Origin of the sequence: Streptomyces sp. NPDC001904 (assembly GCF_040297005.1) — a bacterium.
GTDB lineage: Bacteria > Actinomycetota > Actinomycetes > Streptomycetales > Streptomycetaceae > Streptomyces.
In genome coordinates this window covers 163,053-190,045 of record NZ_JBEOYI010000003.1, presented here as the reverse complement: position 1 = coordinate 190,045, position 26,993 = coordinate 163,053, and the positions used below count along the sequence as shown (strand labels likewise).

21 protein-coding genes are annotated in these 26,993 nt (G+C 70.6%); 19 read left to right on the top strand and 2 right to left on the bottom strand.

Going from position 1 to position 26,993, the window contains the following annotated elements; all coding sequences use genetic code 11:
* Positions 1-138 precede the first annotated feature (138 nt).
* The 19 genes from ABT127_RS05670 (at position 139) to ABT127_RS05580 (ending at position 24,049) form a co-directional block, all read left to right on the top strand.
* A complete protein-coding gene (locus ABT127_RS05670; protein ID WP_351444903.1) occupies positions 139-1,488 on the top strand; it encodes an OFA family MFS transporter in 1,350 nt (449 codons plus the stop codon).
* Positions 1,448-1,591, top strand: a complete 144-nt coding sequence (locus ABT127_RS05665; protein ID WP_351444901.1) for an MFS transporter small subunit — start codon at positions 1,448-1,450, stop codon at positions 1,589-1,591. Before ABT127_RS05670 ends, ABT127_RS05665 begins: the two co-directional genes overlap by 41 nt.
* A gap of 142 nt (positions 1,592-1,733) precedes the next feature.
* The gene (locus ABT127_RS05660) at positions 1,734-2,681 is read left to right on the top strand and encodes a beta-ketoacyl-ACP synthase III (RefSeq protein WP_351444899.1); all 948 of its coding nucleotides are present in this window, start codon (positions 1,734-1,736) and stop codon (positions 2,679-2,681) included.
* A gap of 163 nt (positions 2,682-2,844) precedes the next feature.
* Positions 2,845-3,522 carry a GntR family transcriptional regulator gene (locus ABT127_RS05655; protein ID WP_351444898.1) on the top strand — a complete coding sequence of 226 codons (678 nt, stop codon included), beginning with the start codon at positions 2,845-2,847 and terminating at the stop codon, positions 3,520-3,522.
* Between the two features lie 275 nt (positions 3,523-3,797).
* Positions 3,798-4,979, top strand: coding sequence for an ROK family transcriptional regulator (locus ABT127_RS05650; protein WP_351444896.1), 1,182 nt, complete (start codon positions 3,798-3,800; stop codon positions 4,977-4,979).
* Positions 4,980-5,211: 232 nt separating this feature from the next.
* On the top strand, positions 5,212-6,699 hold the full coding sequence (locus ABT127_RS05645; protein WP_351444894.1) for a sugar ABC transporter ATP-binding protein: 1,488 nt from the start codon (positions 5,212-5,214) through the stop codon (positions 6,697-6,699).
* Positions 6,700-7,177: 478 nt separating this feature from the next.
* Positions 7,178-8,197 carry an ABC transporter permease gene (locus ABT127_RS05640; RefSeq protein WP_351444893.1) on the top strand — a complete coding sequence of 340 codons (1,020 nt, stop codon included), beginning with the start codon at positions 7,178-7,180 and terminating at the stop codon, positions 8,195-8,197.
* A 20-nt stretch (positions 8,198-8,217) separates the two neighbouring features.
* Positions 8,218-9,279, top strand: coding sequence for a substrate-binding domain-containing protein (locus ABT127_RS05635; protein ID WP_351444891.1), 1,062 nt, complete (start codon positions 8,218-8,220; stop codon positions 9,277-9,279).
* A 118-nt stretch (positions 9,280-9,397) separates the two neighbouring features.
* Complete coding sequence (locus ABT127_RS05630; RefSeq protein ID WP_351445413.1) at positions 9,398-10,609, top strand: Gfo/Idh/MocA family protein; 1,212 nt, start codon at positions 9,398-9,400, stop codon at positions 10,607-10,609.
* A 12-nt stretch (positions 10,610-10,621) separates the two neighbouring features.
* Positions 10,622-11,620 carry a sugar phosphate isomerase/epimerase family protein gene (locus ABT127_RS05625; protein ID WP_351444890.1) on the top strand — a complete coding sequence of 333 codons (999 nt, stop codon included), beginning with the start codon at positions 10,622-10,624 and terminating at the stop codon, positions 11,618-11,620.
* A gap of 348 nt (positions 11,621-11,968) precedes the next feature.
* The gene (locus ABT127_RS05620) at positions 11,969-15,622 is read left to right on the top strand and encodes a ThuA domain-containing protein (RefSeq protein ID WP_502971646.1); all 3,654 of its coding nucleotides are present in this window, start codon (positions 11,969-11,971) and stop codon (positions 15,620-15,622) included.
* Positions 15,623-15,761: 139 nt separating this feature from the next.
* Positions 15,762-16,901, top strand: a complete 1,140-nt coding sequence (locus ABT127_RS05615; RefSeq protein WP_351444886.1) for an inositol-3-phosphate synthase — start codon at positions 15,762-15,764, stop codon at positions 16,899-16,901.
* The gene (locus tag ABT127_RS05610) at positions 16,898-17,782 is read left to right on the top strand and encodes an SCO3242 family prenyltransferase (protein ID WP_351444885.1); all 885 of its coding nucleotides are present in this window, start codon (positions 16,898-16,900) and stop codon (positions 17,780-17,782) included. The genes ABT127_RS05615 and ABT127_RS05610 overlap by 4 nt, the downstream gene beginning before the upstream one ends.
* A complete protein-coding gene (locus ABT127_RS05605) occupies positions 17,779-18,654 on the top strand; it encodes a sugar phosphate isomerase/epimerase family protein (RefSeq protein ID WP_351444884.1) in 876 nt (291 codons plus the stop codon). Before ABT127_RS05610 ends, ABT127_RS05605 begins: the two co-directional genes overlap by 4 nt.
* Positions 18,651-19,292 carry an EboA domain-containing protein gene (locus tag ABT127_RS05600; protein WP_351444882.1) on the top strand — a complete coding sequence of 214 codons (642 nt, stop codon included), beginning with the start codon at positions 18,651-18,653 and terminating at the stop codon, positions 19,290-19,292. Before ABT127_RS05605 ends, ABT127_RS05600 begins: the two co-directional genes overlap by 4 nt.
* Positions 19,292-20,143 carry a TatD family hydrolase gene (locus ABT127_RS05595; protein ID WP_351444881.1) on the top strand — a complete coding sequence of 284 codons (852 nt, stop codon included), beginning with the start codon at positions 19,292-19,294 and terminating at the stop codon, positions 20,141-20,143. The genes ABT127_RS05600 and ABT127_RS05595 overlap by 1 nt, the downstream gene beginning before the upstream one ends.
* 3 nt (positions 20,144-20,146) lie before the next feature.
* Positions 20,147-21,319, top strand: a complete 1,173-nt coding sequence (gene eboE / locus ABT127_RS05590; protein WP_351444879.1) for a metabolite traffic protein EboE — start codon at positions 20,147-20,149, stop codon at positions 21,317-21,319.
* Entirely contained in the window at positions 21,316-22,713 is a 1,398-nt protein-coding gene (locus ABT127_RS05585) for an alkaline phosphatase family protein (RefSeq protein WP_351444877.1), read from the top strand. Before eboE ends, ABT127_RS05585 begins: the two co-directional genes overlap by 4 nt.
* A 154-nt stretch (positions 22,714-22,867) precedes the next feature.
* The gene (locus ABT127_RS05580) at positions 22,868-24,049 is read left to right on the top strand and encodes a sugar phosphate isomerase/epimerase family protein (RefSeq protein WP_351444875.1); all 1,182 of its coding nucleotides are present in this window, start codon (positions 22,868-22,870) and stop codon (positions 24,047-24,049) included.
* Between the two features lie 76 nt (positions 24,050-24,125).
* On the opposite strand, the gene ABT127_RS05575 is transcribed toward ABT127_RS05580, so the two are convergent.
* Entirely contained in the window at positions 24,126-25,511 is a 1,386-nt protein-coding gene (locus tag ABT127_RS05575) for an OFA family MFS transporter (RefSeq protein ID WP_351444874.1), read from the bottom strand.
* Position 25,512: 1 nt separating this feature from the next.
* A complete protein-coding gene (locus tag ABT127_RS05570) occupies positions 25,513-26,910 on the bottom strand; it encodes an OFA family MFS transporter (RefSeq protein WP_351444872.1) in 1,398 nt (465 codons plus the stop codon).
* Positions 26,911-26,993: the final 83 nt, after the last annotated feature.

Genomic DNA, 26,993 nt, shown 5'->3' with positions numbered 1-26,993 from the left:
GCCGATGGAATATTGTCTACAGTATGGAAGTTGGGCCGACAAGGCTCCGCGCACGGATGTGCAGGTTCATTGCATACGGTCGACCAATCCCGTACGCCCTCTTCCTAACTCCCCTTGTCCTGCCTACGGTTCTGGATCATGAGGCCCCCTGTAGCACCCCCCGGCTGGAGCCGCTGGCTCGTCCCCCCGGCCGCCCTCGCGGTCCATCTGTCCATCGGCCAGGCCTATGCCTGGAGCGTCTTCAAACCCGCCGTCGAGGACGCCCTGCACGTGAGCGGCACGCAGAGCGCGCTGCCGTTCCAGCTGGCCATCGTGATGCTCGGGCTGTCCGCCGCGTTCGGCGGCACGCTCGTCGAACGCAACGGACCGCGCTGGGCGATGGGCGTCGCCCTCGGCTGCTTCTCGTCCGGCTTCCTGATCTCCGCGCTGGGCGCGGGACTCGAGCAGTTCTGGCTGATCGTCCTCGGCTACGGCTTCGTCGGCGGCATCGGACTCGGCATCGGGTACATCTCGCCGGTCTCCACGCTCATCAAGTGGTTCCCCGACCGCCCCGGCATGGCCACCGGCATCGCGATCATGGGCTTCGGCGGCGGCGCGCTCATCGCGTCCCCGTGGAGCGCCCAGATGCTGGAGTCGTTCGGCTCGGGCAACGGCGGCCTGGAGCTGGCGTTCCTGGTGCACGGCGTGGTGTACGCGGTCTTCATGTCGCTGGGCGTGCTGCTGATCAGGGTGCCGGGAGGCGCCCCCTCAGGGGCGCGGGGAACTGCGCGACCAGCCCCCACGGGCCCGCAGGTGTCGGCGAACCAGGCGATCCGCACTCCCCAGTTCTGGTGCCTCTGGATCGTCCTGTGCATGAACGTCACCGCCGGGATCGGCATCCTGGAAAAGGCGGCGCCCATGATCACCGACTTCTTCCAGGACTCCAGCACCCCGGTGTCGGCGTCGGCCGCCGCGGGCTTCGTCGCCCTGCTCTCCGCCGCGAACATGGCGGGCCGCATCGGCTGGTCCTCCACCTCGGACCTCGTCGGCCGCAAGAACGTGTACCGCCTGTACCTCGGCGCGGGCGCCCTGATGTACCTCCTCATCGCCCTGTGGGGCGACACGTCCAAGCCCCTCTTCGTGCTCTGCGCCCTCGTGATCCTCTCCTTCTACGGAGGCGGCTTCGCGACCGTCCCCGCCTACCTGAAGGACCTCTTCGGCACCTACCAGGTGGGCGCCATCCACGGCCGCCTGCTGACGGCCTGGTCCACGGCCGGCGTCCTCGGCCCGCTCATCGTCAACCGGATCGCCGACACCCAGGAGAGCGCGGGCAAGCACGGCGCGTCTCTCTACGGGCTGTCGCTCTTCATCATGATCGGCCTGCTCGTCGTCGGCTTCGTCGCCAACGAACTCGTCCGCCCGGTCCACGCCCGTCACCACCACGTACCCGCCCCCAGGGAGTCCTCCGATGACGCAGCCACCGCCCGCGACCAGCAGCAATCCGCCTAGGCGCCGGACCCTCATCGCCGTCGCCTGGCTGTGGGTGGGCGCCCCGCTCGCCTACGGTCTGTACGAACTGGTGCAAAAGGCCACGCAGCTGTTCACGGGCTGAATCGGTCGGAACTCTCCAAGCCTTGCCCCGCATTCCTGTCGCATACGTCACCGGTTACTCGCCGGTCGCTGACCAGACTGGAATGTCCGCAGCTCGGACGGGGACACAGGGCCCGCGGGCAAGGCACATGAGGGGACCCTCCATGAACGGTTCGCGCATCGTCGGCATCGGCCACTATCAGCCCGCCAGGATCCTGACCAACGAGGACCTCGCGGGCATGGTCGACACCAACGACGAGTGGATCCGCTCGCGCGTCGGCATCCGCACCCGGCACATCGCGGGCCCCGACGAACCGGTCGACGAGCTCGCCGCGCACGCCGCCGCCAAGGCGCTGGCCGCGGCGGGCCTGACCGCCGACGCCGTGGACCTGGTCGTCGTCGCGACGTCCACCGCCGTCGACCGCTCGCCCAACACGGCGGCCCGCGTCGCCCACCGCCTCGGCGTCCCGTCCCCGGCCGCCCTCGACCTGAACGTCGTGTGCGCCGGTTTCACGCACGCCCTCGCCACCGCCGACCACACGCTGCGGGCCGGGGCCGCCCGGCGCGCCCTGGTCGTCGGCGCCGACAAGATGTCCGCCGTCACCGACTGGACCGACCGCACCACGTGCGTGCTGACCGGCGACGGCGCGGGTGCCGTCGTGATCGAGCCGTGTGCGGACGGGACGGAGCCCGGCATCGGCCCGGTCCTGTGGGGCTCGGTCCCGGAGATGGGCAACGCGGTCCGGATCGAGGGCGAACCCGCCCGCTTCGCCCAGGAGGGCCAGTCCGTCTACCGCTGGGCCACCCGCTCCCTGCCGCCGCTGGCCCGCGAGGCCTGCGAGCGGGCCGGACTCGCCCCGGCCGAACTGGCCGCCGTCGTCCTGCACCAGGCGAACCTGCGCATCATCGAACCCCTCGCGGAGAAGATCGGCGCCGTGAACGCGGTGATCGCCCGGGACGTCGTCGACTCCGGCAACACCTCCGCCGCGAGCATCCCGATGGCCCTGTCCAAGCTGGTCGAGCGCGGTGAGCTGGAGAGCGGGGCGCCCGCGCTGCTCTTCGGCTTCGGCGGGAACCTCTCCTATGCGGGACAGGTCGTGCGCTGCCCTTGACGTACGGGTTTCAGGGGTACTCGGGGCGCCCGGATGTGACGAGGCCAACTGTCCCTGGCCGTAGCGATTGTGCTCGGTAAACTGTATTCCAAAGACAATCCGTCGGAACCGGGCCCGCCGGATGGTGTGAAGCCATGGTCTGAAGCCCAGGAGGGGGACCGCGATGTTGTCCACAGGACTGCCGCAGGGGGCCGTGCCCAAGCTGGAGCGCCCCGGACCGCTGCGCGAGCGGGTCTACGAGGCTTTGCTGGAGCTCATCACCACGCGCGCGCTGCAGCCCGGTCAGCACCTGGTCGAGAGCGAGCTCGCGGGACATCTGGGCGTCTCCCGCCAGCCGGTGCGTGAGGCCCTGCAGCGGTTGAACACCGAGGGCTGGGTGGACCTGCGCCCGGCCCAGGGCGCCTTCGTGCACGAGCCCACGGAGGAGGAGGCCGACCAACTCCTCGCGGTCCGTACGCTGTTGGAGACCGAGGCCGCCCGACTGGCGGCGGCCAACGCGGGCAAGGCCGGGATCACCGCCCTCGAGGACCTGTGCGCCAAGGGCGAGCGGGCCGTGGCCGAGGGGGACGTGGACCTGGTCGTCGCGACGAACGCCGAGTTCCACGCGAAGGTCATGGAGCTGGCGGGCAACGTCGTCCTCGCCGAACTGGCCGGCCAGGTCGACCGCCGGGTCCGCTGGTACTACCAGCCGGTCGCCCGGCAGCGCGGGAAGCAGTCCTGGATCGAACACCGCGAACTCATCGCGGCGATCTCGGCCCGCGACGAGTCGGGGGCGACGGCGGTCATGCGCACCCACACGGAGCACACCCGGGAGACCTACCACCACCGGGACCGCGACTGACGTTCGGCCGGGAGTGCGGGGAACCGTGCGCGGGTGACCCGCACCCGGCGAAGATCCTCCACCCCGACCCCGGCCCTCTCCGGCCTGTTCTCGACCGGGCTTTGTCCTGTGACGGGAAAAAGTCGCGGGTAATTACTGCGCAACTTCTTCCCACTCCCGGCAGCCACTGCTACGTTCCCCATCGAAAGCCGGACGGAGCTGCCGGGCACGACGCCGGCGGACACGAGCGACGGTCCGACGGAGCCCGAAGAAGCGGGGAGGGGCACGTGAGGCGCATGACGGCTCGGCCCGCGAACGCGCACCAGGCGCGACTGCTGCGACTGCTGCGTGACGGTGGGCCCAACTCCCGTGCCCAGCTGGGCGATCAGGTCGACCTCTCACGGTCGAAGCTGGCCGTCGAGGTGGACCGGCTCCTGGAGACCGGACTCGTGGTCGCCGACGGACTCGCCGCATCGCGCGGCGGCCGTCGCTCCCACAACATCCGGCTCGCCCCCGAACTCCGCTTCCTCGGCGTCGACATCGGAGCGACCTCCGTCGATGTCGCGGTCACCAACGCCGAGTTGGAGGTGCTCGGGCACATCAACCAGCCCATGGACGTCCGCGAGGGACCGGTCGCGGTCTTCGAACAAGTCCTCGCCATGGCGGCCAAGTTGAAGGCGTCCGGACTCGCCGAGGGATTCGACGGGGCGGGCATCGGCGTGCCCGGCCCGGTCCGTTTCCCCGAGGGTGTCCCGGTCGCCCCGCCGATCATGCCGGGCTGGGACGGTTTCCCGGTCCGCGAGGCACTCAGTCAGGACCTGGGCTGCCCGGTGATGGTCGACAACGACGTGAACCTGATGGCGATGGGCGAGCAGCACGCGGGCGTCGCCCGCACTGCCCGCGACTTCCTCTGCGTCAAGATCGGCACCGGCATCGGCTGCGGCATCGTCGTCGGCGGCGAGGTCTACCGCGGTACGACCGGCTCCGCGGGCGACATCGGCCACATCCAGGTCGAGCCCGACGGCCGCCAGTGCGCCTGCGGCAACAAGGGCTGCCTGGAGGCCTACTTCAGCGGCGCGGCGCTCGCCCGCGACGCCGAGGAGGCCGCCCGCGACGGCCGCTCACCCGAACTGGCCACCCGGCTGGAGGCGGCGGGCCGGCTCAGCGCGTCCGACGTCGCGGTCGCGGCGGCCACCGGTGACGGCACCTCCCTCGATCTGATCCGCGAGGGCGGCAACCGCACCGGCCAGGTCATCGCCTCGCTCGTCAGCTTCTTCAACCCCGGCCTGGTCGTCATCGGCGGCGGTGTCACCGGACTCGGTCACACCCTCCTCGCCGCGCTGCGCACCCAGGTCTACCGCCAGTCACTTCCGCTGGCCACCGGCAATCTCCCCATCGTCCTGGGGGAGTTGGGCCCCACCGCCGGAGTCATCGGCGGCGCCCGTCTGATCAGCGACCATCTGTTCTCACCCGCGTAGACATCTCCCCGCACACTCCGCGCGGGACCGGCACCCCAGTACAGCGCTCTGCTCCGCCCTGCCCTGCCGCACCCTGCTCCGCCGCACGTCGTTCCGTCGCACCCTGTTCCGCCCTGCTCTGCCCTGAACCCGGCCCGCACCCGTTCATGGGGGAACCGCCATGGCACCCACGGCACCATCGGCATCTCAGGCACCACAGGAACCACCGGCATCAGAACTGCCGCTGCTCACCATGTCCGGCATCACCAAGTCGTTCCCCGGTGTCCGCGCCCTCGACGGCGTGGACCTGGAGGTCCGCGCGGGCGAAGTGCACTGCCTGCTCGGCCAGAACGGCGCGGGCAAGTCCACCCTCATCAAGGTCCTCGCCGGCGCCCACCAGCCCGACGAGGGAACCATCACCTGGCGCGGAGATACGGTTACTCTGCGCTCGCCGATCGCCGCGATGCGGCTGGGCATCGCCACCATCTACCAGGAGCTGGACCTGGTCCAGCACCTGTCGGTGGCGGAGAACGTCCATCTCGGCCACGAGCCGACGGCAGGCGGGTTCGTCGTGCGCCGCCGCGACGCGAAGGCCTCGACAGCCGCTCTGCTCAAGCGGCTCGGACACGGCGAGATAGACCCGGGCACCCTGGTCGGCGATCTGCCGGCGGCCGGGCAGCAGATCGTCTCCATGGCCCGCGCCCTCTCCCACGACGTCCGCCTGATCGTCATGGACGAGCCGTCGGCCGCGCTCGACCCCGACGAGGTCGACAACCTCTTCCGCATCGTCGCGAACCTCACCGCGGACGGCGTCGCCGTCGTCTACATCTCGCACCGCCTGGAGGAGATCCGCCGCATCGGCGACCGGGTCACGGTCCTCAAGGACGGCCGCGCGGTCGCCGACGGACTCCCGGCCAAGGACACCCCGACCCGCGACGTGGTCGCCCTCATGACGGGCCGCACCGTGGAGTACGTCTTCCCGGACAGGCCGGCCGCGGCCGCCACCGCCGAGCCGGTCCTGAGGGCGCGGAACCTCTCCCGCGCAGGCGAGTTCGCGCCCCTCGACCTCGACGTGCGCCCCGGCGAGATCGTCGGTCTGGCCGGTCTGGTCGGCTCCGGCCGCTCCGAGATCCTGGAGACGATCTACGGTGCCCGGAAACCGACGTCCGGTCAGGTCACAGTCGACGGACGAGAGTTGCGGACCGGCAGTGTCCGGGCCGCGGTCCGCGCGGGCCTCGGCCTTGCCCCCGAGGAACGCAAGGCGCAGGCCCTGCTGATGCTGGAATCGGTGACGCGCAACGTCTCCGTCTCCTCCATGTCCCGCTTCGCGCGCGGCGGTTGGCTCGACCGGCGCGGAGAGCGCACGGCGGCGCTGGAGGCCACCCGCGAGCTCCATCTCCGCCCGGACAACCCCTCGGTCCCCGTCCGCACCCTGTCCGGCGGCAACCAGCAGAAGGCCGTTCTCGCCCGCTGGCTGCTGCGCGGCTGCAAGGTCCTCCTCCTCGACGAGCCCACCCGCGGTGTCGACGTCGGCGCCCGCGCCGAGCTCTACGCCGTGATCCGCCGCCTGGCCGACGAGGGCCTCGGCGTCCTGCTGGTCTCCAGCGAGGTCCCCGAAGTCCTGGGCCTGGCCGACCGCGTCCTGGTCCTGCGCGAAGGAACGGTCGTCCACGAGGCCCCGGCCCGCGACCTGACCGAGCACCGTGTCCTGGACCTGGTGATGGAGGGCGCACCGACGTGAGACGCCCCGCAGGGCGCCCGAGCAACCACGCACGCCCCGCCCCCGCAGGGGGCGCGAGCAACCACGTACAACGCGCATCCGACAACGGCCGGCCCGCCCCTGCAAGGGGCGCGGGGAACGGCGCGAGCAACCACGCACGACCCGCATCCGACAACGGCCGGCCCGCCCCTGCAAGGGGCGCGGGGAACGGCGCGAGCAACCACGCACGACCCGCATCCGACAACGGACGGCCCGCCCCTGCAAGGGGCGCGGGGAACGGCGCGAGCAACCACGCACGACCCGCACCCGACAACGGACGGCCCGCCCCTGCAAGGGGCGCGGGGAACTGCGCGAGCAACCACGTACAACGCGCACCCGACAACGGACAGCCCGCCCCCGCAAGGGGCGCGGGGAACTGCGCGACCAGCCCCACCCCACCCGCACCCGGCACCCGACACCCCACCCCCGAGCCGCACCCCACAAGAAGGGACCCGGCACCATGACGCAGCCCGCCTCACCCACCCGCCCGGCGGAGCCGAAACGTGCCGCCGCCACCACGCGCCCCCGCACCCTGGGCGCCCTCCGCATGGACATCCGCACCCTGTCCCTGCTCGGCGTCCTGGCCGCTCTGATCGTCATCGGCGGAGTCACCCAGCCCGACAGCTTCCTGGACGGCGACAACGTCCAGCTGATCCTGACCCAGGCCTCCGTCATCGGCGTCGTCACCGTCGGCATGACCTTCGTGATCATCTCCGGCGGCATCGACCTCTCCGTCGGCGCGATCGTGGCGCTCGCCAGTGTGTGGGCCTCCACCGTGGCGACCCAGGAGTACGGCTTCGTCGGCATCCTGTTCACGGCGATCCTCGTCGGCGTCGGCTGCGGCCTGGTGAACGGCCTCCTCGTCGCGTACGGCGGCATCGTCCCCTTCATCGCCACCCTGGCCATGCTGGCGTCCGGCCGCGGCCTCGCGCTCCAGATCACCGACGGCAAGACGCAGATGATCACCGTGGACTCGGTGCTGAAGCTGGGTGAGCGCGACTCCTACCTCCTCGGCATCCCGCCGCTGGTCCTCGTCTTCGCCGCGGTCACCGTCATCGGCTGGCTCGTCCTGAACCGCACCACGTTCGGCCGCCGCTCCGTCGCGGTCGGCGGCAACCCCGAGGCGGCCCGGCTGGCGGGCATCGACGTACGCCGGCAGCGCCTGTACCTGTACCTGCTGTCCGGCCTGTGCTGCGGCATCGCCGCGTTCCTGCTTCTCGTCCTCGCGGGATCGGGCCAGAACACCAACGGAAACCTGTACGAACTCGACGCCATCGCCGCCGCCATCATCGGCGGCACCCTGCTCACCGGCGGCCGCGGCAGCATCGTCGGCTCCGTCCTCGGCGTCCTGATCTTCATCACGATCCAGAACATCTTCGCGCTGAACAACCTGGAGACCGCGACGCAGCAGATCGCCAAGGGCGCGATCATCGTCGCCGCGGTGCTGCTCCAGCGACGTACGGCCAACACCACCTCATGAGTCCGGGAAGGGACGACGCCATGCCAGAGCCGACAAGCGTGTCGAGCCGCAGAAGCCTCCTGTTCGGAGCGGCCGCCGCGGTCACCGCGGGCGGGCTGCTCACGGCCTGCACCAGCAACGAGCCGAGCGACAAGAGCGACGGCGGCAGCAAGCCCGCGGACCAGCCGGTCGCGGACAGCAAGCCGGGCAAGCAGGTCACCATCGGGTTCGCGGGCCCGCAGGCCGACCACGGCTGGCTCAACGCGATCAACGACAACGCCAAGGAGCGGGCCAAGAAGTACTCCGACGTCACGCTCGAGGCGACCGAGGGCTCGAACGACACGGCCGCCCAGATCGGCCAGGTCGAGACCCTCATCAACAAAAAGGTCGATGTCCTCGTCGTGCTGCCCGCCGACGGCAAGGCGCTGACCCAGGTCGGCCTGAAGGCGATGCGCGCGGGGATCCCCGTCGTGAACCTCGACCGGATCTTCAACACCCCGCAGGCGTACCGCTGCTGGATCGGCGGAGACAACTACGGCATGGGCCTGTCGGCCGGCAACTACATCGGCGAGAAGCTCAAGGACAAGAAGAACGCCAAGGTCGTCGAGCTCGCCGGCCTCGACAACCTCGAACTGACCAAGCAGCGCACCCAGGGCTTCGACGATGCCCTGAAGAACTACCCGAACATCAAGAAGGTGGCCCGCCAGGCGGCCGACTTCACGGTCGAGTCGGGGCAGGCCAAGATGTCCCAGCTGCTCCAGGCGCAGAAGAACTTCGACGCCCTGTGGAACCACGACGACGACCAGGGCGTCGGCGCCCTGCGCGCCATCGAGCAGGCCGGCCGCGACGACTTCCTGATGGTCGGCGGCGCGGGCGCCCTCTCCGCGTTCGAGGCGATCAAGAGCGGGCGCGGCGTGCTGAAGGCGACCGTCCTGTACCCGCCCACGATGGCCGCGTCCGCCATCGACCTCGCCCGCGCCCTCGGCCAGGGGAAGGGGATCGGCGGCATGGCCGAGTTCGAGATCCCGGCCCACGTGACCCTGTACTCGGCCGTCGTCGACGAGTCGAACATCGACAAGTACATGTCCACCGGCTTCAAGTGATGCGGCCCGCGGGCACGGCGCATCAGGCGAACCCGGCGTGGACGAGGAGGACTTCGGCATGGCAGGAAGCAGCACCGGCACGACGGCCCGTGAACCGGGCGGTGACGACGACACGGAGATGAAGCCGGCGACGCCCGGCGACCCGAAGCCCGTCCTCGGCGTCGGCATGGTCGGCTACGCGTTCATGGGCGCCGCCCACTCCCAGGGGTGGCGCACCGTGGGCCGCGTCTTCGACCTGCCGCTCGCCCCGCGCCTCGCCGCGGTCTGCGGCCGCGACGGACAGGCCGTGCGCACCGCGGCCGACCGGCTCGGCTGGGCCGCGGCGGAGACGGACTGGCGGGCGCTGATCGCCCGCGACGACGTCGACCTCGTCGATGTGTGCACGCCCGGCGACAGCCACGCGGAGATCGCCATCGCCGCGCTGGAGGCGGGCAAGCACGTGCTGTGCGAGAAGCCGCTCGCCAACTCCGTCGAGGAGGCGCAGGCGATGACGGAGGCCGCCGAACGTGCCGAGCGGCGCGGTCAGGTGGCGATGACCGGATTCAACTACCGCCGGGTCCCGGCCATCGCCCTGGCCCGCCGCATGATCGCCGAGGGGCGCCTCGGCACGCTGCGGCACGTGCGGGTCAGCTATCTCCAGGACTGGCTCGTCGATCCCTCGTTCCCGCTAACCTGGCGGCTGCAGAAGCCGTACGCGGGCTCGGGCGCCCTCGGCGACCTGGGCGCGCACGCCGTGGATCTCGCCCAGTTCCTCGCGGGCGAGCCGGTGGCCGGGGTGTCGGCGCTCACCGAGACGTTCGTCCGTGAGCGCCCCCTCCTGGCCGGTGCCTCGACCGGTCTCTCGGCGGCCGGCGGCCCCGGGGGAGGGGAGTCGGGCCTCGGTCAGGTCACCGTCGACGACGCGGCACTCTTCACCGGCCGCTTCGCCTCCGGCGCCCTCGCCTCCTTCGAAGCGACCCGCTTCGCGACCGGCCGCAAGAACGCCCTCAAGGTCGAACTCAACGGCGAGCGCGGCTCGCTCGCCTTCGACCTGGAGCGCCTGAACGAACTCTTCTTCCACGACCAGACCGAACCCGGTGTCAGCGCGGGCTTCCGCCGCATCCTCGTCACCGAACCCGAGCACCCCTACCTGGAGGCGTGGTGGCCGCCGGGCCACGGTCTCGGCTACGAGCACACCTTCGTGCACCAGGCCCACGACCTGGTGCGGGCCATCGCCGAAGGCGCCCGGCCCGCCCCGTCGTTCGCCGACGGGCTCCAGGTGCAGCGCGTGCTGGCCGCCGTCGAGGAGAGCGCGGCGAAGAACTCGGTCTACACCCCCGTACCGGTCTGAGGAGGCCCACCCGTGCCACGCCAGTTCACCCTGTTCACCGGTCAGTGGGCGGACCTGCCCCTGGAGGAGGTCTGTCGCCTGGCCCGCGACTTCGGCTACGACGGCCTCGAACTCGCCTGCTGGGGCGATCACTTCGAGGTCGACAAGGCGCTGAGCGATCCCGGATATCTCGACGGCCGCCACGCGCTGCTCGACAAGTACGGGCTCAAGTGCTGGGCGATCTCCAACCACCTCGTCGGCCAGGCCGTCTGCGACGCCATCATCGACGAACGCCACCAGGCGATCCTGCCCGCCCGCATCTGGGGCGACGGCGACGCCGAGGGCGTCCGGCAGCGAGCCGCCGCCGAGATCAAGGACACCGCCCGCGCGGCGGCGGCCTTCGGCGTCGACACGGTCATCGGCTTCACCGGGTCGTCGATCTGGCACCTGGTCGCCATGTTCCCGCCCGCTCCCGAGGCGATGATCGAGCGCGGCTACGAGGACTTCGCGACGCGCTGGAACCCGATCCTGGACGTCTTCGACACCGAGGGGGTCCGCTTCGCCCACGAGGTCCACCCGAGTGAGATCGCGTACGACTACTGGACCACGCAGAAGGCGCTCGAAGCGGTCGACCACCGCCCGGCCTTCGGCCTCAACTTCGACCCCTCGCACTTCGTGTGGCAGGACCTCGACCCGGTCGGCTTCCTGTGGGACTTCCGCGACCGCATCTACCACGTGGACTGCAAGGAGGCCCGCCGGCGGCTCGACGGCCGCAACGGCCGTCTCGGCTCCCACCTGCCGTGGGGCGACCCGCGCCGCGGCTGGGACTTCGTCTCGGCCGGACACGGCGACGTGCCCTGGGAGGACGTGTTCCGGATGCTCCGCTCGGTCGCGTACGAGGGCCCGATCTCGGTGGAGTGGGAGGACGCGGGCATGGACCGCCTCCAGGGCGCCCCCGAGGCTCTGACGTTTCTGAAGCGGCTCGATTTCGAGCCGCCGACCGCCTCTTTCGACGCGGCTTTCGGCAACTAGCGCCCCGTAAGGGGCGCGGGGAACTGCGCGACCAGCCACAACGGCCGTGCAGTCGCTGAAGCCTGCCCGAAACCTCCTTTGTCCAGGCGCAGGAGAAAGCAAAACGAATCCGCGCACAAGGTCTATCCGGCAAAGACAAACGCGGCTAACTTCCTGCCGTGTACATGGCCTAGATGAACCTTCCGGGGTGACGGCGCACCCCGGCGCCCGCACCGCACGTCTACGCACCCATCCCATACGGCCCACCCCGTTCCCGGAGGGACTTTCGTGCACAGCAGCACAAGCAGAACCCGCAGCAGAACCCGCAACGGGCCCACCCGGCACTCCAGGCTCCGCACCGGCCTCGCCCTGCTCACCGGATCGGTACTGATCGGCTCGTCCCTGGCGCTGGCCGTGCCCGGAACGGCGAGCGCCCACCCGGACCACCCCGACGAGCCCGCCGCCGCATCGGACTTCCAGCAGGTCACCCTGGCCAAGGGAGCCGACGAGACCGGCGAGCCCATGTCGCTGGCCGTGCTCCCGGACCGCAGCGTCCTGCACACCTCGCGCGACGGCACCCTGCGCCTGACCGACGAGGGCGGCAGCACCTCCGTCGCCGGCAAGCTCGACGTGTACAGCCACGACGAGGAGGGCCTCCAGGGCGTCGGCGTCGACCCGGGCTTCAAGGACAACCGGTTCATCTACCTCTACTACGCGCCGCCGCTCTCCACCCCGAGCGGGGACGCTCCGGAGACCGGCACGGCCGCCGACTTCGCCAAGTTCGACGGCGTGAACCGGCTGGCCCGCTTCGTCCTCAAGGAGGACGGCACCCTCGACAAGGCCAGCGAGAAGAACATCATCGAGGTCAAGACCTCGCGCGGCACCTGCTGCCACGTCGGCGGCGACATCGACTTCGACGCCGACGGCAACCTGTACCTGTCGACCGGCGACGACACCAACCCCTTCGCCTCCGACGGCTACACCCCGATCGACGAGCGGGCCGACCGCAACCCCGCCTTCGACGCGCAGCGCAGCTCCGGCAACACCAACGACCTGCGCGGCAAGGTCCTCCGCATCAAGGTGAAGGCCGACGGAACGTACGACATCCCCGAGGGCAACCTCTTCGCGCCGGGCACCGAGAAGACCCGCCCCGAGATCTACGCGATGGGCTTCCGCAACCCGTTCCGCATCAGCGTCGACAAGCCCACCGGCACCGTCTACGTCGGCGACTACGGTCCCGACGCCGGAGCGGCCGACCCCAAGCGCGGTCCCGCCGGCCAGGTCGAGTTCGCCAAGATCACCAAGGCGGGCAACTTCGGCTGGCCGTACTGCACCGGTGACAACGACGCCTACGTCGACTACGACTTCGCCACCAAGGCCTCCGGCGAGACCTTCGACTGCGCCGCGCCGAAGAACACCTCGCCGCACAACACCGGCATCACCGACCTGCCCCCGGCCCAGGCCGCCTGGATCCCGTACGACGGCGGCAGCGTCCCCGAGTTCGGCTCCGGCTCCGAGTCGCCCATGGCCGGTCCCGTCTACCGCTACGACGCGGACCTGGACTCCCCGGTGAAGTTCCCCGAGGAGTACGACGGCGACTTCTTCGCCGGCGAGTTCGGCCGCCAGTGGATCAAGCGGATCGAGCAGGACGGCGACGGCAAGGTCTCGAAGATCAACGACTTCCCGTGGACCGGCACCCAGGTCATGGACAGCGCCTTCGGCCCCGACGGCGCCCTGTACGTCCTCGACTACGGCCTCTCCTGGTTCGGCGGCGACGAGAACTCGGCGCTGTACCGCATCGAGAACGCCACCGGCGGCCACTCGCCGATCGTCGAGGCCAAGGCCAGCAAGACGTCCGGCCAGTCGCCGCTGCGCACCACGTTCACGGCGACCGGCACCGACGCCGACGACGACCCCATCACCTACAGCTGGGACTTCGGCGACGGCTCCAAGGGGACCGGCGCGAACCCGAGTCACACGTACCGCAAGGACGGCACGTACACGGTGACGGTCACGGGCGACGACGGCACCGGCCGCACCGGCTCGGCCAACGTCCGCGTGGTCGTCGGCAACACGGCGCCCAGCGTGAAGTTCCAGTCCCCGGCGAACGGCTCGCTGTTCAAGTTCGGCGACACGATCCCCTTCAAGGTCGCCGTCAGCGACCCCGAGGACGGCACGATCGACTGCTCCAAGGTCACCGTGCGCTACCTCCTGGGCCATGACAACCACGCCCACGAGCTGACCTCGGTCAAGGGCTGCGAAGGCACCATCACCGTGCCCGCGGACTCCGAGCACGACCCGAACGCCAACATCTACGGCGTGCTCGACGCCGAGTACACCGACGGCGGGGGCGGCGGCCAGACCGCGCTGACCACGCACGACCAGGTCCAGCTCCAGCCGCGCCACCGCCAGGCCGAGCACTACGGCAAGCAGCAGGGCACCACACAGCAGAGCAAGACCTCGGCCAACGGCGGCAAGACCGTCGGCGACATCAACGACGGCGACTGGATCTCCTTCACCCCCTACAACCTCACGGGGGCCAAGAAGCTCACCGCCCGGGTCTCGTCCGCCGGTGCGGGCGGCTTCCTGGAGGTGCGCACCGGCTCGCCGACCGGCACCCTGCTGGGCTCCACGACCGTCCCGGTCACCGGCAGCTGGGACACCTTCCAGAACGTCGACGTCGCGCTGAAGAACGTCCCGAAGAAGACCACCGACCTGTACCTCGTCTTCAAGGGCGGTGACGGCGCGCTCTACGACGTCGACGACTTCGAGATCTCCAGCGACGCCCCCGTGAAGGGCGCCAAGCGGGTCCTCGTCTTCTCCAAGACGGCCGGCTTCCGCCACGACGCGATCCCCGAGGGCATCGCCGCCCTGAAGGAGCTCGGCTCGGCGAGCGACATCACCGTCGACGCCACCGAGTCGGCCGCCCAGTTCACCACCAACAACCTCGCCCGCTACGACGCGGTGGTCTTCATGTCCACCACGGGTGACGTCCTGAACGACGCCCAGCAGAAGGCGTTCGAGGAGTACATCGCCAAGGGCGGCGGCTACATGGGCATCCACGCCGCCGCCGACACCGAGTACGACTGGTCGTACTACGGCGGCCTCGTCGGCGCCTACTTCGACTCGCACCCGGCCATCCAGAAGGCCACCGTGCGCGTCGAGGACAAGACCAACCCGGCGACGGCCCACCTCGACGACGCCTGGGAGCGCACCGACGAGCTGTACAACTACCGCACCAACCCGCGCGACAAGGTCCACGTCCTGGCCACCCTCGACGAGACCACCTACTCGGGCGGAAACATGAAGGGCGACCACCCGATCGCCTGGTGCCAGAGCTACGGCGGCGGCCGCTCCTTCTACACCGGCCTCGGCCACACCAAGGAGTCCTACGCCGACGACGCCTTCCGCACCCACCTGCTCGGCGGCCTGAAGTACGCCACCGGCCAGGCCAAGGCGGACTGCAAGCCCAACAAGGACCACCGGCCGATCTTCAACGGCCAGTCCCTGGACGGCTGGAAGCAGGCGGGCCCCGGCAAGTTCAACGTCAAGGACGGCACCCTGGAGTCCGAGGGCGGCATGGGCCTGCTCTGGTACCAGGCCAAGGAGCTGAAGTCGTACTCCCTCAAGCTGGACTGGAAGATGCGGGGCGACGACAACTCCGGTGTCTTCGTGGGCTTCCCCGCCTCCGACGACCCCTGGTCCGCGGTGAACAAGGGCTACGAGATCCAGATCGACGCCACCGACGCCCCCGACCGCACCACGGGGTCGATCTACACCTTCAAGGCGGCGAACATCAAGGCCCGTGACGCGGTCCTGCGCCCGCCCGGCCAGTGGAACTCCTACGAGATCAAGGTCCAGGGCGAACGCCTCCAGGTGTTCCTCAACGGAGTCAAGATCAACGACTTCACCAACAAGGACCCCGAGCGGAGCCTGACCGACGGCTACATCGGCATCCAGAACCACGGCGCCGACGACCAGGTCTCCTACCGGAACATCCAGCTCAAGGAACTGCCCGACTAGGGCACCCCGAACGGCGGCGGGCGGAGGACGCCGGACCTCCGCCCGCCGCCTCGCCCGGCACTCGCCCGGGCGCAGAACCCCGCACACTCCGGCCGGTTCTCGCACCACCCCCGGTTCGCGTACGACAAGGAGGCTGCCCATGTCCGCCGAACCGTCCCTCCCCACCCCCACCCCCCGCTTCGGTGTCTGGCTCATCGGGGCACGCGGCTCCGTCGCCACGACCGCGATCGCCGGCTGTGCCGCCGTCGCCGCCGGACTCCACCCGCCGACCGGCATGGTCACCGAGACCACCCCCTTCCTCTCCTGCGGCCTCCCGCCGCTGTCGTCCCTCGTCTTCGGCGGTCACGACACCGTCGACTGCCCGCTGCCCAAACGCGCCGAGCACCTCGCCGACGGCGGCGTCCTGCCGCACGGCCTGCCCGCCGCCGTCCACACCGAACTCGCCACCGCCGACCGGGAGATCAGGCCCGGTGGCCCGCTGACCGGCCACGACGATCCCCGCTCGCAGGACGAGCTGATCGACGCGTTCGCCGCCGACATCGTTGCCTTCGTCCGCGACCAGCACCTCGCCGGCGCCGTCGTCGTGAACGTCGCCTCCACCGAACCCGTCCCCACCGGCGACACCCTGCCGCCCAGCTCCCTCTACGCGGCCGCCGCTCTGCGGGCCGGCTGCGCCTACGCCAACTTCACCCCCTCGTCGGGCCTGCACCACCCCGCCCTGGCAGACGCCGCCGCAGCAGCCGCCGTCCCCTACGCGGGCCGCGACGGCAAGACGGGGCAGACCCTCCTGCGCTCCGTGCTCGGCCCGATGTTCCTGCACCGGGCCCTCGCCGTCCGCGCCTGGTCCGGCACGAACCTCCTCGGTGGCGGCGACGGCGCCGCCCTCGCGGACCCCGCTGCGGCCGCCGCCAAGAACGCGGGCAAGGAACGCGTCCTCGCCGACACCCTCGGCGCCGCCCCACAGGGCCAGGTCCACATCGACGACGTCCCCGCCCTCGGCGACTGGAAGACCGCCTGGGACCACATCGCCTTCGACGGCTTCCTCGGCGCCCGCATGGTGCTTCAGACCACCTGGCAGGGCTGCGACTCCGCGCTCGCCGCGCCCCTCGTCATCGACCTGGCCCGGCTCCTGCTGCGCGCGCACGCCACCGGACTCACCGGACCGCGCCCGGAACTGGGCTTCTACTTCAAGGACCCCGACCCCGGGGCGGAAGCCGCACTCGGCGAGCAGTACGCCGCACTGGTGGACTTCGCGGACCGCCTGCGAGACGCCCGATGAGCCGGACGGCCCTGCGCGCGTGGGCCGAACTCCTACGCCTCCCCGCCCTGTTCACCGTCCCTGGCGACGCCCTCGTGGGCGCCGCCGCAGTGAACGCGCGCCCCAGCCGCGGCACCTTCCTGGCCATCGGCTCCTCCCTGTGTCTGTACGAGGCGGGCATGGCCCTCAACGACTGGGCGGACCGCGCGGAGGACGCCGTCGACCGGCCCCACCGGCCCATTCCCTCCGGCCGCATCCGCCCCGGCGCCGCCCTGCTGGCGGCAGGAGCGTTCACCGCGGCGGGCGTGGGACTCGCCGCCCGGGCAGGGCGACTGCCCGCCGCGATCTCGACCGCGCTGGCCGCCACCGTCTGGGCGTACGACCTCGGCCTGAAACGCACTCCCGCAGGCCCGGTCGCCATGGGCGCGGCCCGCGGCCTCGACGTCCTGCTCGGAGCGGGCGCCTCCCACAACGACGGAGCGAGGCCCCTGGGCTCGGCCACCGGCGCGGCGCTCACCATGACCGTCCACACCACGGCCGTCACCGCCGTGTCCCGCCACGAGACGACGGGCGGCAACGTTCTCGCCCCGGCAGCGGCCCTGGCCACCACCGCCACCCTGGCCGGCGCCCTCCTCAGAACCCCGGTAGGCCGAGGCGCGGCAGCCCCCCTCGGCCTACCGGGTCCCACCGCGTACGCCCTGACCGCCGCCCGCCCTCTCCTCCATGCCGCGCTGAACCCCTCGCCACCCCTGACCCAGCGCGCCGTGGGCGCCGGCATCCGCGCGATGATCCCGCTCCAGGCAGCCCTGACGGCCCGTGCCGGAGCCCCGGCAGCGGCCCTCCTCACCGCCGCCCTCGCCCCCCTCGCCCGGCGCTTCGCGAAGAAGGTGAGCGTCACATGACCCACACCGCGCAGTCCGCCACCCCACGCTGGGGCTACGGCACCAACGGCCTCACCGACCTCCGCCTCGACGACGCCCTCGCCCTCCTGGCCGACCTCGGCTACGACGGCGTCGGGCTCACCCTCGACCACATGCACCTCGACCCCCTGGCCCCCGACCTCGCGGCCCGCACCCGCCAGGTCGCCCGCACCCTGCACCGCCACCACCTCACGGCCACCGTCGAGACCGGCGCCCGCTACGTCCTCGATCCACGCCGCAAACACGGCCCCTCCCTCCTCGACCCCGACCCGGACGCCCGCGCCGCCCGGGTCCGCCTGCTCCTCCGCGCGATCCAGGTCGCCGCCGACCTGGGCGCGCACGCCGTGCACTGCTTCAGCGGCATCACCCCGGACGACACCGACCGGGACACGGCATGGAAGCGCCTCGCCGACGCCCTCGACCCCGTCCTGCACGCGGCCGACGGCGCCGGGATCCCGCTCGCCATCGAACCCGAGCCCGGACATCTCCTCGCCACGCTCGCCGACTTCCACCACCTGCGCCGCGCCCTCGGCAGCCCCGACGCGCTCGGCCTCACCCTCGACCTCGGCCACTGCCAGTGCCTGGAGCCCGAACCTCCCGCCGACTGCGTGCGCGCGGCGGCGCCCTGGCTGCGCCACGTCCAGATCGAGGACATGCGCCGCGGTGCCCACGAACACCTGCCCTTCGGGGAGGGCGAGATCGACTTCCCGCCCCTCCTCGACGCGCTCGCGGCCACCGGCTACCAGGGCCTGACCGTCGTGGAACTGCCCCGCCACTCCCATGCGGGCCCGCGCCTCGCCGCCGAATCCCTCTCGTTCCTCCGAGCCGCGGCGCAAGGAGGCGGCAGCGCATGAGCGGACCGACCACCACCATCGCCACCCTCCGGGCCCACCTCGACACCGCACTGCCCGGGGCCGCCCGCGCCTGGCTCGACCAGGCCCTCGACGAAGCCGCGGCCACTGACCCCGCAGCCGACGACGCACAACCCACGCTCTGGGAGGCGCGGTTCGCCGAAGCAGGCCGGCGCACCGGCCAGGACCACGCCGACACCGCCCGCGTCCTGCTGCTGCACGCAGCCCGTGCCGGCACCGCCACCCTCACCCGTCTGTACGCGCAGGGCACCGCCGCCGAACGCCGTGCCGTCCTGCACGCCCTGCCCCAGCTCGTCCCGGGACCCGAGGGCCTGCCCCTCGTCGAGGACGCCCTGCGCACCAACGACACCCGTCTGGTCGCCGCCGCCGTCGGCCCGTACGCCGCCGAGCACCTGCCCGCGCACGCGTGGCGGCACGCCGTCCTCAAATGCCTGTTCACCGGAGTGCCCACCGACACCGTGGCCGCACTGCGCGAACGTGCCCGAGGCGACGCCGAACTCGCCCGCATGCTGGGGGACTTCGCGCAGGAACGCACGGCCGCAGGCCGGCCCGTCCCCACGGACCTGCCCCGGGTCCTCGCCCTGACCTCCCCGGCAGCCCCCACGGCGAAGGAGTCCTGATGCGCATCTTCGACCCCCACATCCACATGACGTCGCGCACCACCGACGACTACGAGGCCATGTACGAGGCGGGCGTGCGCGCCCTCGTCGAACCCGCCTTCTGGCTCGGCCAGCCGCGCACCTCGCCCGCGTCCTTCTTCGACTACTTCGACGCGCTCCTCGGCTGGGAGCCCTTCCGGGCCGCGCAGTACGGCATCGCCCACCACTGCACGATCGCCCTCAACCCCAAAGAGGCCAACGACCCCCGCTGCACCCCGGTCCTCGACGCCCTTCCGCGCTATCTCGTCAAGGACGGTGTCGTCGCCGTCGGCGAGATCGGCTACGACTCGATGACCCCCGCCGAGGACACCGCCCTCGCCACCCAGCTCCAACTCGCAGCCGACCACGAACTGCCCGCCCTCGTGCACACCCCGCACCGCGACAAACTCACCGGCCTGCACCGCACCCTCGACGTCGTCCGGGAGTCCGCGCTGCCGGTCGACCGGGTCCTGATCGACCACCTCAACGAGACCACGGTCAAGGACGCCAAGGAGGCCGGGAGCTGGCTCGGCTTCTCCGTCTATCCGGACACCAAGATGGACGAGGACCGCATGGTCGAGATCCTGCGCACATACGGAACCGAGAAGGTCCTGGTCAACTCCGCCGCTGACTGGGGCAAGAGCGACCCGCTCAAGACCCGGCGGGTCGGCGAGGCGATGCTCAAGGCCGGCTTCGGCGACGACGACGTCGACCTGGTCCTGTGGCGCAACCCCGTCGCCTTCTACGCGCTCAGCGGCCGACTCCAGCTCGACGCCACCGAACCACCGTCGCCCACGCACGAGGGCAACTCCATCCTCCGCGGCGGAGCGTGACCCATGCGCTTCCGCCACCCCGACGGTTCCACCGTCCACCTCGCCTACTGCACGAACGTGCATCCCGCCGAGACCCTGGACGGCGTCCTCGCGCAGTTCCGCGACCACTGCGAACCGGTCCGCCGCCGCCTCGGCCGCGACCGGCTCGGCATCGGCCTGTGGCTCGCCAAGGACGCCGCCCGCTCCCTGATCACCGACCCGGCGGCACTGCGCGGACTGCGCACCGAACTCGAACGGCGCGGCCTCGAAGTCGTCACCCTCAACGGCTTCCCCTACGAGGGCTTCGGCGCCGAAGAGGTCAAGTACCGCGTCTACCGGCCCGACTGGGCCGACCCGGAACGCCTCGCCCACACCAGCGACCTGGCCCGCCTCCTCGCCCAACTGCTGCCCGCCGACGTCACCGAGGGCACCATCTCCACTCTCCCGCTGGCCTGGCGCACCGCCTACGACACCCCGCGCGCCGACACCGCCCGTACCGCGCTCGTCACCCTCGCCGAACGCCTCGACGCCCTCGAAGAACTCACCGGACGATCCATCCGGATCGGCCTCGAACCCGAACCGGGCTGCGTCGTCGAGACCACCGCCGACGCCATCGCCCCGCTCACCGCCGTCGGCCGGCCCGACCGCATCGGCCTCTGCCTCGACACCTGCCACCTCGCCACCTCCTTCGAAGACCCGAAGACCGCGCTGGACGGCCTCGCCGCCGCACGTCTCCCTGTCGTCAAATCCCAGCTCTCCGCCGCCCTGCACGCCGAACAGCCCCGGACACCCGCGGTGCGCGAAGCGCTCGCCGCCTTCGACGAGCCCCGCTTCCTGCACCAGACCCGCACCCTCACCGCCCAGGGACTGCGCGGCACCGACGACCTCGGCCCCGCCCTCGACGGCGCCGCACTGCCGGACGGCTCCGCCTGGCGCGCCCACTTCCACGTCCCCCTGCACGCGGCTCCCGCCGCCCCGCTCACCTCCACACTCGACGTCCTCAAGGACACGCTGACCCACCTCGTCGGCGGCCCGCACCCGCTCACCCGCCACCTGGAGGTCGAGACCTACACCTGGCAGGCGCTCCCGCCCCAGCTGCGTCCCCGGGCCCGCCCCCAGCTCGCCGACGGCATTGCCGCCGAACTCACCCTCGCCCGCGACCTGTTGACGGACCTCGGCCTGAAGGAACTGCCATGACGGACACGCCCTCCCAGCCGACGCCCCTCCTCGTCCTGGACGTCGTCGGCCTCACCCCGCGGCTGCTCGACCACATGCCGCACCTCAAGGCCCTCGGACAGTCCGGCACCCGTGCGGCCCTGGGCACCGTGCTGCCCGCGGTGACCTGCGCCGCCCAGTCCACGTTCCTCACCGGCACCATGCCCAGCGAGCACGGCATCGTCGGCAACGGCTGGTACTTCCGCGAACTCGGCGATGTCCTGCTCTGGCGCCAGCACAACGGCCTCGTCGCCGGCGACAAACTCTGGGACGCCGCCCGCCGCGCCCACCCCGGCTACACGGTCGCCAACATCTGCTGGTGGTACGCCATGGGCGCCGACACCGACATCACCATCACCCCCCGTCCCGTCTACTACGCCGACGGCCGCAAGGAACCCGACTGCTACACCCGGCCCCCGGCCCTGCACGACGAACTCACCGAGAAATTCGGCACGTTCCCCCTCTTCCACTTCTGGGGTCCGGGCGCCGACCTCGTCTCCAGCCAGTGGATCATCGACGCCACCCGTCACGTCATGGCCACCCGCCACCCGGACCTGACCCTGTGCTACCTCCCTCATCTCGACTACGATCTGCAGCGCTTCGGCCCCGACGACCCCCGCGCCCACCGGGCGGCCGCCGAACTCGACACCGCCCTCGCCCCGCTGCTCGACGACGCCAAAGCCGAGGGCCGCACCGTCGTCGCCCTGTCCGAGTACGGCATCACCCGCGTCGAACGAGCCATCGACATCAACCGGGTGCTGCGCCGGGCCGGCCTGCTCGAAGTGCACACGCAGGACGGCATGGAGTACCTCGACCCGATGGCCTCACGCGCCTTCGCCGTCGCCGACCACCAGATCGCCCACATCTACGTGCGCCGCCCCGAGGACCTCGACGCCACCCGTGCGGCCCTCGACGGCCTGCCGGGCATCGACCAACTCCTCGACGACGAGGGCAAGAAGGCCCATCACCTCGACCACCCGCGGTCCGGGGAGCTCGTCGCCGTCGCGGAACCCGATGCCTGGTTCACGTACTACTACTGGCTCGACGACGCCCGCGCGCCCGACTTCGCGCAGCTCGTCGAGATCCACCGCAAACCCGGCTACGACCCGGTCGAACTGTTCATGGACCCCCACGACCCCTACGTCAAGGTGAAGGCCGCGAGCGCGCTCGCACGCAAGAAGCTCGGCCTGCGCTACCGGATGGCGGTCGTCCCGCTCGACCCGTCACCTATTCGCGGCAGCCACGGCCGCCTTCCCGCAGACACCGACAGTGACGACGGACCTGTCCTCATCAGCTCCACCCCCCATGCGTTCCCCGGCCGCGTCCCCGCGACCGCAGTGAAGTCCCTGCTCCTGGAACTGGCAGGCCTGGGCTGAGGCATACGCCCTCCCCAGCCCCACCCGCAGAGGAGCGATTACAGAGAGTGAAGCACACGCCACCGACAACACGCCAGTGGCGTCCGACCCGCACAGCGAAAGAGCGCCCGGCGCATCCGCACCCGTCCCGCACGAGAAACGGAAAGAGGCACCCGTGACCGACTTCCACGACGTCCCTGCCACTCCTGCCGCTCCCGCCACCGACGACGCCCTCAGACGACGCCTCGGCATCGACCGGCGCCGCTTCCTCAGCACCTGCACCGCCGTCGGCGCGGGCGCGATCGCCGCCCCCGTCTTCGGCGCCGCGCCCTCCTTCGCCCAGCCCCGGCACGAGGACCACGGCCACGGACACGGCCGGGGCCAGGAGCTGGTGCCGGCCGACAAGCGCGGCATCATCCTCTACACCGTGCGCGACGCCACCGGCCGCGACCCGCTCGCCTCCGAACTGCCCTCCGGATTCCGCGAGGTCTTCAAGGAACTGGCCCGCTACGGCTACCGCCAGGTCGAGTTCGCGGGCTACGGCCAGCACGCGAACGCCCCGGGCGGCGCCAACCTCGAATCGGTCGAGGGCGCCAGACTGCTGCGCTCCTGGCTCGACGAGTACGGACTGCGCGCGCAGGGGAACCACGGCTTCATCCCGTCGTCCTGGCCGTTCACCCAGCCCGACCTCGACACCTTCAAGAAGCATCTGGAGATCGCGAACATCCTCGGCATGGACCACATGGGCACCGGAGGTGACCCCACCGGCAGCTCGTACAAGGCGGACTGGGACGTCGCCGCCGACAAGTGGAACGCCCTGGGTGAGATCGCCCGCCGTGCCGGGATCAAGCTCTACACCCACAACCACGACGCTGCCTACGGCTTCCTCCTGGACGGCGGACCGCTGGACGCGCAGGGCCGGCCGACGCGCAGCTCCGGCACCCGCAAGCTGGAGCACTTCCTCAAGGTCACCGACCCGAAGACCGTGTGGCTGGAGATGGACATCTACTGGGCCCACGTCGCCCAGTACAAGTTCCACACCTACACGGCGCACGACGGGTCCCAGCGGAAGAAGGTCTTCGACCCGGCGGCCCTGGTCCGCAGCCACACCAAGCGCTACCCGCTCTTCCACGCCAAGGACGGAACGCGCAACGACACCAGTGGCGAGGGCTACGACATGGTGCCCTTCGGCACCGGAGTCATCGACTACAAGACGTTCTTCAGCCGGGTCGGCGCGAAGAACTACCACAACCCCATGGTCGAGCAGGACAACGCGCCGTCCGGCACGGACCCCGGCCAGTCCCTGAAGCACGCGAAGATCGGCTACGGCAACCTGGCGGCCCTGCGCAAGAAGTGATCGCCGCACCACGCGCGTGAGAGGCGCGCAGAGGGCCCGGCCGAATCGCCGGGCCCTCTGCCGTGCGGTGTCCGACTCAGCCGCGGGTCACGGCCGGCTCCACCTCCTTGCGCCCCGGCTGGCGCAGCAACAGCGCGAAGGCGGCCGCCACCATGGATATCCCACCGGCCAGCGCGTAGGCCCCGTTGTAGCCCCACGCGGCGACCACCATCGAGCCGAGCCCGCCTCCGAACAGGCCGCTGATCAGCTTGCCGCTGTAGACGAGCCCGTAGTTGGTGGCGTTGTAGTTCTCGCCGAAGTAGTCCGGGGTCAGGGCCGCGAACATCGGGTAGAACGCGCCGCCGCCGAAGCCGGACAGGAACGCGAAGAACAGGAACAGCCACTCGCTCTTGATGTCACCGGCCCAGATGACGCCGAACTGGGCGAGACCCAGCACGACGATCACGAAGACCAGGCTCCTCTTGCGCCCCCAGATGTCCGACAGCCAGCCGACGACGGCTCGGCCGATGCCGTTGATGACCGCCATGACACCCATCGAGGAGGCGGCGACCAACGGTCCGAAACCGACCTCCTTGGCGAAGTCCACCTGGAACGAGATGCCGAAGATGGACACACCCGCGGTGAGCACCAGGCTCAACCACATGATCGGCAGCATTCCGGTCCTGACGGCCTCCATCGGGGTGAACTGGCGCACCGCGGGCGGATTCTTCGCCAGCGACCTGGCCCGCTTGCTCGTTCCGGACTTGTCGAGCGGATCGACGTCGTGGGGCCACCAGTTCTTCGGCGGGTCCCGGAAGAAGAACGCACAGACCAGAACGACCACCAGGACGTACGCGCCGATCATGTCCAGCACACGGTGGTAGTTGGAGGTGTCGAAGGCGTAGTTGAAGATGAAGATGAAGGGCAGCGAACCGTAGGCGAAGCCACCGTTGACGAAACCGGTCTTTCCGCCCTTCCGCTCCGGGAACCATTTGCCGACCATGTTGATACAGGTCGAATAGACGAGGCCGGAGCCCAGTCCGCCGATGACGCCGAACCCCAGGATCGCGAGCCACACATCGTTCATGTGCGACAGTGCGATGAAGCCGATCATGCACATGAACGCGCCGATCATGACGGCCCGTTTGGCGGGCAGGATGTTCTTCTCCCGCAGCCACCCTGCCGGAAAGGCGATGCCGGCCTGGAAGAACACCCAGACGCTCAGGATCCAGAAGGTGTTCGACTGGGTCCAGCCGTGCGCGGCGGACAGGGTGTCCTCCGCCGAGCCGTACGCGTACTCGGAAACGCTGATGGCCATCATCGCGACCCATGGCAGGTACACCATGAATTTCCGTGAATGGCCGAGGATGTCGCGGTCCGTCTCTCCGACGCGGTAGACGCGGCCGTTCTCATCGGTGATCTCTCGATACGTGGCACCGGTCGACGATCTCGAATCTCCTGCGGCGATGGGCTCCGCCGTCATATCAAGCCATCTCCTCACCGAGCGGTTGCGGGTTGGGTACGATCCGGCGCTGCCTCCGGGGTGTGGGCCTGCCGGGCGCCTTGAGGAAGAGTGCGAGCACGGCCGAGCCGAGTCCGATGGAACCGGCGAACGCGAAGGCGCCGCCATATCCCCAGGCGTCGACGAGGAAGGCCCCGCCGCCCGCACCCACCAGGCCGGAGATCAGCTTCGAGCTGTAGACCATGCCGTAATTGGAGGCATTGTTGTTCTCGCCGAAGAAATCGGCGGTCATGGCCGCGAACAAGGGGAAGATCGCTCCACCGCCGAATCCGGAGACCATCGAGCAGAACAGGAAGAAGGGCATCGAGCCCATGTTTCCGGAGACGAACACACCGAACTGCGCCGTCCCCAGGACGAGACAGACGATGACCAATGTGTTGCGACGCCCGGCGCGGTCCGAGATCCAGCCGATCACGCCGCGGCCGGTCCCGTTCACGATGGCCTTGAGCGACATCGCGGTGGCCACGATGCCGCCGGCGAACCCCATCTCCTTGCCGAACGGAACCTGCATGGCGATGCCGTAGATGTTGATTCCGGCGGTGCACAGCAGGCAGAACCACATCATCCACAGCACGGGCCGGCGGGCCGCCTCGCGCGGGGTGTACTGGTGCACGGCGGGCGGATTCTTCCTCAGCGCACGCCGCACACGCGGGTCGTCGGTCACCTTCAGCGGGTCCACGTGCGCGGGCCACCAGTACTTGGGCGGGTCCTTCAGGAACCAGCCGGCGAAGGCCACCACGGCGCAGCAGATCACACCGACCATGACCAGGACGCCCTGGTAGTTCGACAGGTCCATCAAGGACGTGAAGACGAACACGAAGGGCACCGAGCCGTAGGCGAAACCGCCGTTGACCAGACCCGTCTTGCCACCCTTGCGCTCCGGGTACCACTTGCCGACCATGTTGACGCTGGTCGCGTACACCAGGCCGGCCCCGATACCGCTGAACACACCGAAGCCGAGATAGGCGACGGTCACATGCGGCGCGAAGGCCAGGGACAGATAGCCGCACAACGTGCCGCACGCGCCCAGCATCATCGCGTACCGGGCCGGGAGCCTTCCGCTCTCCCGCAACTGCCCGGCGGGGAAGGCCACGGCAGCCTGGAAGAAGATCCAGACACCCATCAGCCAGAAGATGTGCCCGCTGTCCCACAGGTGGGCCTCGTGCAGGGTGTCCTCGGCCGACGTGAACGCGTACTCCGAGGAACTGATGCCCAGCACCCCCATCCAGGGAAAGAGCACCATGGTCCATCGTGGTCGCCCCAGGATGTCCCGATCGGTCTGTCCGATCCGGTAGAGGCGGCCGTTCTCGTCCCTCACCTCCCTGACGGGGCCGGACGAGGATAGGTCGGTGGTCGTCATGACGGTCGCACCCCTTGCGTCGAAAGATCTGGCCAGCGCCCCCTGTCCACATTGCTTTCGTGCGCGCACGGGTCCTGGGTCCG

Coding starts and splice junctions, on each gene's coding strand:
- ABT127_RS05585 (WP_351444877.1), top strand. CDS start 21,316: ATGACGGACACGCCCTCCCAGCCGACGCCCCTCCTCGTCCTGGACGTC.
- ABT127_RS05630 (WP_351445413.1), top strand. CDS start 9,398: ATGAAGCCGGCGACGCCCGGCGACCCGAAGCCCGTCCTCGGCGTCGGC.
- ABT127_RS05610 (WP_351444885.1), top strand. CDS start 16,898: ATGAGCCGGACGGCCCTGCGCGCGTGGGCCGAACTCCTACGCCTCCCC.
- ABT127_RS05575 (WP_351444874.1), bottom strand. CDS start 25,511: ATGACGGCGGAGCCCATCGCCGCAGGAGATTCGAGATCGTCGACCGGT.
- ABT127_RS05595 (WP_351444881.1), top strand. CDS start 19,292: ATGCGCATCTTCGACCCCCACATCCACATGACGTCGCGCACCACCGAC.
- ABT127_RS05570 (WP_351444872.1), bottom strand. CDS start 26,910: ATGACGACCACCGACCTATCCTCGTCCGGCCCCGTCAGGGAGGTGAGG.
- ABT127_RS05665 (WP_351444901.1), top strand. CDS start 1,448: ATGACGCAGCCACCGCCCGCGACCAGCAGCAATCCGCCTAGGCGCCGG.
- ABT127_RS05655 (WP_351444898.1), top strand. CDS start 2,845: ATGTTGTCCACAGGACTGCCGCAGGGGGCCGTGCCCAAGCTGGAGCGC.
- ABT127_RS05650 (WP_351444896.1), top strand. CDS start 3,798: ATGACGGCTCGGCCCGCGAACGCGCACCAGGCGCGACTGCTGCGACTG.
- ABT127_RS05645 (WP_351444894.1), top strand. CDS start 5,212: ATGTCCGGCATCACCAAGTCGTTCCCCGGTGTCCGCGCCCTCGACGGC.
- eboE (WP_351444879.1), top strand. CDS start 20,147: ATGCGCTTCCGCCACCCCGACGGTTCCACCGTCCACCTCGCCTACTGC.
- ABT127_RS05605 (WP_351444884.1), top strand. CDS start 17,779: ATGACCCACACCGCGCAGTCCGCCACCCCACGCTGGGGCTACGGCACC.
- ABT127_RS05640 (WP_351444893.1), top strand. CDS start 7,178: ATGACGCAGCCCGCCTCACCCACCCGCCCGGCGGAGCCGAAACGTGCC.
- ABT127_RS05615 (WP_351444886.1), top strand. CDS start 15,762: ATGTCCGCCGAACCGTCCCTCCCCACCCCCACCCCCCGCTTCGGTGTC.
- ABT127_RS05600 (WP_351444882.1), top strand. CDS start 18,651: ATGAGCGGACCGACCACCACCATCGCCACCCTCCGGGCCCACCTCGAC.
- ABT127_RS05670 (WP_351444903.1), top strand. CDS start 139: ATGAGGCCCCCTGTAGCACCCCCCGGCTGGAGCCGCTGGCTCGTCCCC.
- ABT127_RS05635 (WP_351444891.1), top strand. CDS start 8,218: ATGCCAGAGCCGACAAGCGTGTCGAGCCGCAGAAGCCTCCTGTTCGGA.
- ABT127_RS05660 (WP_351444899.1), top strand. CDS start 1,734: ATGAACGGTTCGCGCATCGTCGGCATCGGCCACTATCAGCCCGCCAGG.